The 9,600-nt window shown below is 70.1% G+C and carries 7 protein-coding genes; 4 read left to right on the forward strand and 3 right to left on the reverse strand.

What is annotated here, in order from left to right; genetic code table 11:
- Positions 1 to 3: 3 nt before the first annotated feature.
- Both ACGGCP_RS21230 and ACGGCP_RS21235 read right to left on the reverse strand, forming a co-directional pair.
- Positions 4 to 582, reverse strand: coding sequence for an ankyrin repeat domain-containing protein (locus tag ACGGCP_RS21230; protein WP_392968661.1), 579 nt, complete (start codon positions 580 to 582; stop codon positions 4 to 6).
- Positions 579 to 1,646, reverse strand: coding sequence for a DUF6282 family protein (locus tag ACGGCP_RS21235; RefSeq protein WP_392968664.1), 1,068 nt, complete (start codon positions 1,644 to 1,646; stop codon positions 579 to 581). Before ACGGCP_RS21235 ends, ACGGCP_RS21230 begins: the two co-directional genes overlap by 4 nt.
- A gap of 303 nt (positions 1,647 to 1,949) precedes the next feature.
- On the opposite strand from ACGGCP_RS21235, the gene ACGGCP_RS21240 reads away from it, so the two are divergent.
- From ACGGCP_RS21240 to ACGGCP_RS21255, 4 genes are all read left to right on the forward strand, one after another.
- The gene (locus tag ACGGCP_RS21240) at positions 1,950 to 3,884 is read left to right on the forward strand and encodes a potassium transporter Kup (protein WP_392968720.1); all 1,935 of its coding nucleotides are present in this window, start codon (positions 1,950 to 1,952) and stop codon (positions 3,882 to 3,884) included.
- A 141-nt stretch (positions 3,885 to 4,025) separates the two neighbouring features.
- Positions 4,026 to 5,555, forward strand: coding sequence for an alpha-N-arabinofuranosidase (locus tag ACGGCP_RS21245; RefSeq protein ID WP_392968666.1), 1,530 nt, complete (start codon positions 4,026 to 4,028; stop codon positions 5,553 to 5,555).
- Positions 5,552 to 7,819 (forward strand): alpha-L-arabinofuranosidase C-terminal domain-containing protein, encoded by a 2,268-nt coding sequence (locus ACGGCP_RS21250; RefSeq protein WP_392968669.1) that lies wholly within the window; start codon positions 5,552 to 5,554, stop codon positions 7,817 to 7,819. Before ACGGCP_RS21245 ends, ACGGCP_RS21250 begins: the two co-directional genes overlap by 4 nt.
- Before the next feature lie 37 nt (positions 7,820 to 7,856).
- Entirely contained in the window at positions 7,857 to 8,852 is a 996-nt protein-coding gene (locus ACGGCP_RS21255) for a LacI family DNA-binding transcriptional regulator (protein WP_392968671.1), read from the forward strand.
- 66 nt (positions 8,853 to 8,918) lie between these two features.
- Here ACGGCP_RS21255 and ACGGCP_RS21260 read toward each other — a convergent pair whose 3' ends face one another.
- Positions 8,919 to 9,362 (reverse strand): hypothetical protein, encoded by a 444-nt coding sequence (locus tag ACGGCP_RS21260; protein WP_392968674.1) that lies wholly within the window; start codon positions 9,360 to 9,362, stop codon positions 8,919 to 8,921.
- Positions 9,363 to 9,600 lie beyond the last annotated feature (238 nt).

Consider the following 9,600-nt stretch of genomic DNA (forward strand, 5'->3'; position numbering starts at 1 on the left):
GGTTCAGAGGAGGGCCGCGATCTCCTTGTAGCCGCGGGCCGTTGCGTGGTCGAGGGCGGTGCGGCCGTCGGCGTCGCGGATGGACGCGTCGGCGCCGTGTTCGACGAGGAGCCGCACGATCTCGGTGTAGGGCGCGGAGCCGTCGCCGAGGATCACCGCTTCGAGCAGGGCGGTCCACGAGAGGCGGTTGACGCGGTCGACGTCGATGCCGGTCTCCGCGAGGGCGGCAGCGACGTAGGCGACGTGGCCGCGTTCGGCGGCCGGGTGGAGCGGGCCGCCGCCGAAGCGGTTGCGGATCGACAGGTCGGGCCCGGCCGCGTAGACCGTGCGCATCATGTCGACCGAACCTGACACCCCTGTCTCCAGCCAAGGGGTGTCGCCGCGGGCGTCCTCGGCGTCCGGGTCGGCCCCGGCGGCGAGCAGCGCCTTCGCGATGGCGAGGTGGTCGCCGACGACGGCGTGGAAGAGCGCGGTGCGTCCGTTCGCGTCGCGGGCTTCGAGGTCCGCTCCCGCTTCGAGCGCGGCCCGCACCGCGGCGGCGTCGCCGGCGCGGGCGGCTGCGGGGAGGTCCTGGCGGTTCATCGTTCGACCGGGTAGAGCGGCTTGCGGGACGCGACGGGCGTGAGGGTCGCGTCGTCGAGGACGGGCAGGCCGAGGAGCCGCGCGGGGTTGTGGGCGATCATGTCGCGGATCTGGGCGACGTCGAACCCGTAGTCGAGGAGCAGCGCCGCCCACGTGCGCATGCCTTGCACGGCAGAGGGAAGGGCGCGCACGCCGTAGTCGGTGCCGAGGACGAAGTGCTCGGGCCCGACCTCCTTGATGGTGTTCATGTAGTCGCTGACGGGGGCGACGGTGCGCGGGGTCTCGGCCCAGCCGCGGTCGATGTACTCGGCTTCGGCGTAGTAGTGGGTGAGCGGCGCGGTGGTGGCGAAGATGTCGACGAGGCAGCCTTCGAGCCAGACGCCTTTGGCCGCGAGCTCCTTCTGCTCGGCGACGCTGAGCTGGAAGCGGGCCGGGTGGGAGACGAGGACCTTCTTGACGCCGTAGCGCTCGGCGAGTTCGACGATGCGGAAGACCTCGTCGTGCGAGACGTGCCCGGTGTTGAGGTAGACCTCGGGGCGGGCGGCGACCATCTCCATGATCTCGGCGAGCGCTTCGGGCACGGGGTCGGCGAGGGGGATGCGGACGGCGCGGGAGAGCTCTTCGGCGGCGAACTTCGGGTGCGCCTCGTGGAGCGGGACCTTCCTGCCGTCGACGATCGTGCTCTCGTGGGACGCCTGGAAGTAGGTGCAGTGGGAGCCGAAGCTGATCATGCGGCAGCCGCCCTCGATGTGGAGGGCGGTGCGGACGGCGCGGGGGTTGAGGCCGCCGTGGCCGGAGTTCATGAGGTAGGCGCCGAAGGTCTGGATGCCTTCGACGTGGCGGTTGACGAGCCAGGAGATGCCTGAGGAGCCGCCGAAGACGTCGTAGTAGACGACGCCGCGCATGCCCATGGCGCGGGCTTCGAGGGCGATCTCGATGGGGTCGGCGTGGCCGGGGTTGGAGTCGAGGACGGGTCCGGCGTGGACGTGGGTGTCGATGGCGCCGGTGAGGAGCTCGTTGGGGAGCTCCATGGAGCGGGGGCGGAACTGCTCGGGCTGGAACACGGGTCCTCCCAGGGGTGTTCGGCTGCGGGGGCGTCTCGCCCGAGAGCATACATTGGTATACCACTATTGGCGAGTGCGTTGCGGCGTCAGAGGGGCATCAAGGTCGCGTATGGGATGCGTCAGGCGCGTCACCGCGCCGTCAACGGCCTGTAGCGATTGCGGCCGTGCGCGTCAAGAAAACGTATGGATTCGCGAGCTTCGATCACGAAACGGGTTTTCCCTGGTTTTCCGTACTACGCTCCGGCAGCGGAAAGGAGCACACCCTTGACCGCTCAGACCAGTGCAGACACCGCCGACCCGGGGCTGGAGTCGCACTCCGACCGCTCGCGCACCCCGACTCCCCGGGGGACCGCGAAGCTCGCCCTCCTCGTAGGCGCCCTCGGCGTCGTCTACGGCGACATCGGCACCAGCCCGATCTACGCCCTCCAGACGATCTTCAACCCCGCCGACCCGCACCCGGTGCCCACGAACATCGCGAACGTCTACGGCGTGATCTCGCTGATCTTCTGGTCGCTCGTGCTCATCGTGACCGTCTTCTACGTCGGGCTCGTCATGCGCCTCGACAACGAGGGCGAGGGCGGCATCATGGCCCTCATCACGCTGATCCGCCGCCACAGCCAGGGCCGCGGCCGCAAGGCCGGCCTCGCGCTCGCCGCGCTCGGCATCTTCGGCGCGGCGCTGTTCCTCGGCGACAGCATGATCACGCCCGCGATCTCGGTGCTCTCGGCCGTCGAGGGCGTGAAGACCGTGAACCCCGACCTCGAGACGTTCATCATCCCGGCCACGGTGGTCATCATCGTGCTGCTGTTCGCGTTCCAGCGCAAGGGCACCGCGGTCATCGGCCGCTGGTTCGGCCCCATCATGATCGTGTGGTTCACCGTCCTGGCCGTGCTCGGCATCGGCGGCATCGCGAAGAACCCCGAGATCCTGCGGGCCCTCTCCCCCACGTACGCGATCGACTTCCTGTTCGGCCACTTCGGGATCGCGTTCTTCGCGCTCGCCGCGATCATCCTGACGTTCACCGGCGCCGAGGCCCTGTACGCCGACATGGGGCACTTCGGGCGAAAGCCGATCTCGCGCGCGTGGCTGTTCATGGTCTTCCCGGCCCTGCTGCTCAACTACATGGGCCAGGGCGCGCTCATCCTGGAGGACACCGGGAACATCCAGGGCTCGTTCTTCCTGCTCGCCCCGGAGTGGTCGCGCATCCCGCTGCTGGTCCTGACCGGCACGGCCACGGTGATCGCCTCGCAGGCCGTCATCAGCGGCGCGTACTCGGTGGCCTCGCAGGCCTCGGAGCTGGGCTACCTGCCGCGCCTGCGCATCGCGCACACTTCGGAGCACCACTACGGCCAGATCTACGTGCCGTGGATCAACTGGCTGCTCATGGTCTCGGTGCTGACGCTCGTGTTCGCGTTCCGCACCTCCGAGGCGCTGGCGTTCGCCTACGGCATGGCCGTGATCGGGACGATCGTCATCGTCACCGTGCTGTTCCTGTACTTCGCGCGCGTCCGCTGGGGCACGCCGCGGTGGGTGCTGTGGACCGGCGGCGGGCTGCTGCTGGCGCTCAACGTGACCTTCCTGGCGGCGAGCAGCACCAAGATCATCCACGGCGCGTGGCTGCCGCTGCTCATCGGCGTCACCGCGTTCACCGTCATGATCACGTGGCAGCGCGGCCGCGAGGTCGTCTCGGCCGAGCGCGAGCGCCGCGAGGGGCCGCTGCGGGAGTTCGTCGACAAGATGCGCCGCGGCGAGCCGAAGGCCGCCCAGGTGCCCGGCACCGGCGTCTACCTCGGCCGGGGCAGCGCGACCGCGCCGCTGGCGCTGCGGGCGGCGTTGGAGCTCAACCACGCCCGGTACGCGCAGACCGTGGTGCTCGCCGTCCAGACCGAGCCGGTGCCGCGCGTCCCCGACGAGGAGCGGATCATCGTCGACGACCTGGGGCACTGCCAGGACTCGGTCATCCACGTGACCGCCCGCTTCGGCTACGCCGAGACCCCGGACGTGCCGCGCGCGCTGCGACTGGTGCGCCCCGAGCAGTCCGAGGGCCGCAGGCTCCGCCTCGACAAGGCCGTGTACTTCCTGTCCACGATCCAGTTGAAGGCCGGGAAGGAGCCGACCATGGCGACCTGGCGCAAGCACCTGTTCATCGCCACCTCGCACATCACCTCGGACGCGGCCGAGCACTTCCAGCTGCCGCGCGACCGCACGATCATCGTCGGCTCGCACATCGAGGTCTGACCTCGCAGACGCAGAACGGCCCGGGCGGATCCGCCCGGGCCGTTCTGCGTCCAGGGGTTGACAGGGCGGGTGTGCGACCGGGTAGAGTGAACCGCGCTTTACCGATAAAGATCCAGTGCTCGACCGCCAGGAAGGCCCCTAATGAGCAACGACGCCGTCTCCGCCGTCATCAACGTCGACATCGAAGGCCCCCAGATCAGCAAGCACGTGTACGGCCACTTCGCCGAGCACCTGGGCCGCTGCATCTACGGCGGGTTCTACGTCGGCGAGGACTCCGACATCCCCAACGAGGGCGGCATCCGCCTCGACGTCGTCGAAGCCCTCAAGGCCCTCGACATCCCCAACCTGCGCTGGCCCGGCGGCTGCTTCGCCGACGAGTACCACTGGATGGACGGCATCGGCCCCAAGGAGGACCGCGCCGTCATGATCAACACCCACTGGGGCGGGGTCGAGGAGAACAACCACTTCGGCACCCACGAGTTCATGGCCCTGTGCGAGCTGCTCGGCACCGAGCCGTACATCTCCGGCAACGTCGGCTCCGGCACCGTCCGCGAGATGAGCGAGTGGGTCGAGTACCTCACCCGCGACGGCGACTCCCCCATGGTCCGCCTGCGCAAGCAGAACGGCCGCGAAGAGCCGTGGAAGGTCAAGTTCTGGGGCCTGGGCAACGAGACCTGGGGCTGCGGCGGCAACATGACCGCCGAGCAGTACGCCCTCGACGCCCGCAAGTACGCCACCTACTGCCGCGACTACGGCGACAACAAGCTCTACCGCATCGCCGCCGGCGCCGCCGACTTCAACTACGAGTGGACCAAGGTCCTCATGGAGCAGCTGGGCCACATCGGCTGCCAGCGCGTCGAGCGCAAGCTCTACTCCGCGATCTCGGTGCACTACTACACGATCGCGGGCACCTGGGACAAGAAGGGCGACGCGAAGGAGTTCTCGACCGACGAGTACTACACGACGATGCTCAAGGCCAACCGCACCGACGAGCTGCTCACCGGCCACTCCAACGTCATGGACCTGTACGACCCGACCAAGGAGATCGGGATCGTCATGGACGAGTGGGGCACCTGGTGGGACGTCGAGCCCGGCACCAACCCCGGGTTCCTGTACCAGCAGAACACGATGCGCGACGCGCTCGTGGCGAGCCTCCACTTCGACATCTTCCACAAGCACGCCGACCGGGTCGTGATGGCGAACATCGCGCAGACGGTGAACGTGCTGCAGGCGATGATCCTCACCGACCCCGACTCGGGCGCGCTGGTGCTCACGCCGACCTACCACGTGTTCCAGATGAACAAGGGCCACCAGGACGCCGCGAGCCTGCGCGTGGACGCCCCGAAGGGGATCCCGACCCGCGAGGTCGACGGCAAGGAGCTGCCGCTGGTGTCGGTCTCGGCCTCCCGCAAGGACGGCCGCCTGCTCGTCTCGCTGTCGAACCTGGACGCCGAGGCGGCGCAGGACGTGGAGATCGACCTGCGCGGCGGCGGCCTGGGCGCGTACGAGGCGCTCATCCTCACCGCCGACACGCTGCAGTCGCACAACACGCCTGACGCGCTCGAGGCCGTCGCGCCGCGCGCGCACGAGGGCGTCAAGCTCGAAGGGTCGAAGCTGCGCGTGCACCTGCCCGCGCACTCGTTCGTCACCGTCTCGGGCGACCTCGCGTGAGCGAGCGCTTCACAGTCCGCGTCGGCGCCGCTGGCGCCGACGCGGCCCCCGAACTGTGGGGCCTGTTCATCGAGGACCTGAACGACGCCCTCGACGGCGGACTCAACGCCGAGCTGGTCCGCAACGGCGACTTCGAGTTCAACGAGTCCGACCGGGAGGGCTGGAACGCCCTCACCGGGTGGACCGTCACGGGCGGGGTCGAGGTCCGGCAGGACGAGCCGGTGCACGGGAACAACGCGCGCTATGTGCGGCTGTCCGGCCCGGCTTCCCTGGAGAACGAGGGCTGGGACGCGATCGGCGTGGCCGAGGGCGACCGGCTCAGGCTCTCCTGCTTCGCCCGCGCCCACGGCGGGCCGGTCCGGTTGGGGTTCGGTGTCGGCGACCTCGCCGGGGCGGACGCCGATGTGGAGCAGGGCGGGTGGCAGCGGATCGAGGTCGACCTGGTCGCGGTGCGCGGCGGGCGGGAACGGCTGCACCTCGGCATCGCGGAGGGACTCGTTGACGTCGACTGCGTCTCCGTGCGTCCGATCGGACCCGACGGCGAGCCGCTGACGTTCCGTCCCGATCTCCTTGCGGCGCTCCAGGACCTGAAGCCGAGCTTCATCCGCTTCCCCGGCGGGTGCCTCGCGCACGGGCTGGGCCTGGAGAACCTGTACCACTGGAAGCGCACGATCGGGCCGCGCCACGAGCGCGAGCAGATCCGCAACCTGTGGGGCTACCACCAGTCCCGCCAGATCGGGTATCTGGAGTACTTCGAGCTGTGCGAGGCCACGGGCGCGACGCCGATCCCGATCGTCGCGGCGGGCGTGTGCTGCCAGAACACCCCGGGCGGCGGCGCGCCGATCCCCGAGGCCGAGATGGCGCAGTACGTCCAGGACGTGCTCGACCTGGTCGAGTTCGCCGACGGCCCGGCCGACTCGCCGTGGGGCGCGAGGCGGGCCGAGCTGGGGCACCCGGAGCCGTTCGGGCTCAAGTACCTCGGCATCGGCAACGAGGACCAGATCACCGACGCGTTCCGGGACCGGTATGCCCGCATCGAGGACGCGGTGCGCGCCGCATATCCCGGGCTCACCGTGATCGGCACGAGCGGGCCGCAGCCCGCCGGGCCGGACTACGAGGCCGGCTGGGCGTACGCGCGCGAGCGCGGCACCCCGATGGTCGACGAGCACGGCTACCAGATCCCGCGCTGGTTCCACCAGAACATCGACCGGTACGAGTCGTACGACCCGGACGGCGCGAAGGTGTACATCGGCGAGTACGCGGCCCGGTCGAACAAGGTGCGCTCGGCGCTGGCCGAGGCGGCGTACATGATCGGGCTCGAACGCCGGCCCGAGGTGGTCCGCCTGGCCTCGTACGCGCCGCTGCTGGCGCGCGTGGGGCACACGCAGTGGGAGCCGGACCTGATCTACTTCACCGCCGACGAGGTGCGGCCGAGCGCGTCGTACTTCGTGCAGCGGGGCTTCGGCGCCGAGCGGGGCGAGCGCGTGCACGCGGTCGGGCTCGAAGGCGTGCAGCCTGTTGCGGTGGCGCTCCCGGCCGAGGGCACGGCGCTGCTGCAGTCGCGCGGGTCCACGGTCCAGTTCACTGACGTGGTGCTCGACGGGAACCCGGTGCCCGAGGTGGTGACCGGGCCCGACGGCGAGGGCGTGCTGCTGGGCCGGATCGACCCTGGGGCCGCCGAGCTGTCGTTCACGGCCGAGCGCCGGGACGGTGCCGAGGGGTTCGTGGTGCGGCTCGGTCCCGAAGCGCCGCAGAGCTTCCTGGAGGTGCAGATCGGGGCGTGGCAGAACAAGTCCACGTCGGTGACCCGCAGCGACGACGGGATCGGCGAGAACGACCACGGGCCGCTGCCGTGGAAGGGCGTCGCGACCGGCGAGCCGGTGCTCGTGCGGATCGCGCTCGAGGGGCCGCGCGTGCGCGTTTGGGTCGACGGCGAGCTGCGGCACGACTACGAGCAGGACCTGCGGCCCGAGCAGCGGGTGGTCGCCGGGGCGCTCTCGCGCGCGGGCGAGCGCGGCACCGAGTACGTGCTTCGGCTGGTCAACGCCACTGACACGGCGCGGGTGGCGGCGGTCGAGCTGCCCGAGTCGGGCCCGGTAGCGGCCTCGATGTCCGTGATGGCGGGCGCGGGGCCCGACGCGGGCGTGCCGGGCGAGGCCTCGCCTGCCACCCTTGTGGACGTGACCGCGAACGGCGACAGCGGCTTCGACCTGGAGCTGCCGCCGTGGTCCTTCGCGACGGGCGTCGTCCGGCCCGTCGGATGATGGGAGGATAGTGCGCAGATGAGAGGCGGTAACTGACATGGTGACGATGAGCGACGTGGCGCGGCTGGCCGGGGTCTCGAAGATGACCGTGTCCAATGTGGTCAACAACCGGCCCGGGGTGAGCGACCCCGTGCGCAAGCGGGTGCTCGAAGCCGTCCAGCAGTCCGGTTACCGCCTCAACGTCAACGCCCGCACGCTGAAGGCCGGGCGCACCGGGGTGATCGGCCTCGCGGTGCCCGGCGTCGACCAGCCGTACTTCGGCGTGCTCGGCGAGAACGTGATCCAGGCCGCCAGCGCCAAGGGCTTCCACGTGGCCGTCGAGCAGACGTTCGCGGCCGAGGAGGGCGAGGCCAACGCGATCGCCCAATCGCACCGGCTGCAGTTCGACGGGCTCATCATCAGCGCCGTGATCCTCGACCCGCGCACGCAGGCCCACGCTTGGACGGACTTCCCGATCGTGCTGCTCGGCGAGCGCGACTTCGGCCAGAGCATCGACCACGTGGGCATGGACAACGAGGCCGGTTCGCGCGCGGCCACGCGGCACCTCATCGAGCGCGGCTGCAGGCGGATCGCGAACGTCACCGGCTGGAGTCTCGAAGGCGTGCATGTGGGTTCGCGCCGGTATCACGGCTACACAGAGGCGCTGAAGGAGGCGGGGATCCCGGTGGACCCGGCGCTGGTGTGCCTGTCGGGCATGGGCTTGGAGACCGGTCGCCGCGCCGTGCACGACCTCCACGAGGCGGGCGTCGAGTTCGACGGCGTCGTCGCGGTCACCGACACCGTGGCCCAGGGGGTGCTGCGGGGCCTGGCCGATCTGGGCCTGCGCTGCCCCGAGGACGTGCGCGTGATCGGCTTCGACGACATCACGGTGGCGGAGTTCATGACGCCGTCGCTGTCCACGGTCAACCCCGGCCACCGCTGGATGGCGGACAAGGCGGTCGAGCTCATCGCCGCGCGCCTCGAGGACCCGAGCCGCCCTCCCGAGGTCCACACGGCCCCGTTCGAGCTGAAGATCCGCGAGTCGACGCGGTAGGCCTGTGCAGCCCTGGCCCCCAACGCCAGGGCTGCTCCGGACCGCCGGGCGGTCCAGTGCAGTCGGCTAAGCCGTGATCTCACCGCTGTAGCTGTGCCACTTGTAGGTGCCGCTGCTCGACGCCCAGATGTGGATCCGGTAGGTCGCGCCTTCGGCGACGTTGCTGTCGCAGACGGTCATGCCGCCGGCCGAGTTGCTCGTGCTCGTGTCGTCGAAGCAGACGGGGCCGACGTTCTTGTAGTACCAGTACCCGGCCGGGTCGAGGGTCTTCACCTGGAGCTGGGCGCGGGTGCCCCAGCCGTCGGCCCGGAAGTCCAGGAGCGCGAGGTTCTCGCCCGAGCTGGAGCTCTCGGCGCGGCCGCCGTTGTAGATGACGCTCGGGTCCTTCCAGAACGCGGTGCCGCTGCTGGCGGCCTGGGCGGCGCTGGGCGCCATCCCGAATCCGACGAGGGCGGCGGCGGCGAGCACCGTGCAGGCGCGGGCCACGAACTTCGATGAGCGGATGGACATGCGGTCTCCGTATTCTCTGTGGACGGCTGAGGCCGTTGTGGACGTTGGGGATCGTCAGATGTCTATACGTGGAATCAGAGCCCGGGGTTGCACCGCTCCCACGGTAATTTTGCGTGACCGGACGCGAACGGCCCCGGCGCGCTGGCGGTTTCTAGGGGTGGTTGCAACACCGCTGGTTAGTCGCTGTCGGCCAGGAGCCTAGCAAGACGCTCGGCTGGGGTTTCCCAGCCGAGCGTTT

It is taken from the genome of Glycomyces sp. NPDC048151, from assembly GCF_043202775.1.
Lineage (GTDB): Bacteria > Actinomycetota > Actinomycetes > Mycobacteriales > Micromonosporaceae > Glycomyces.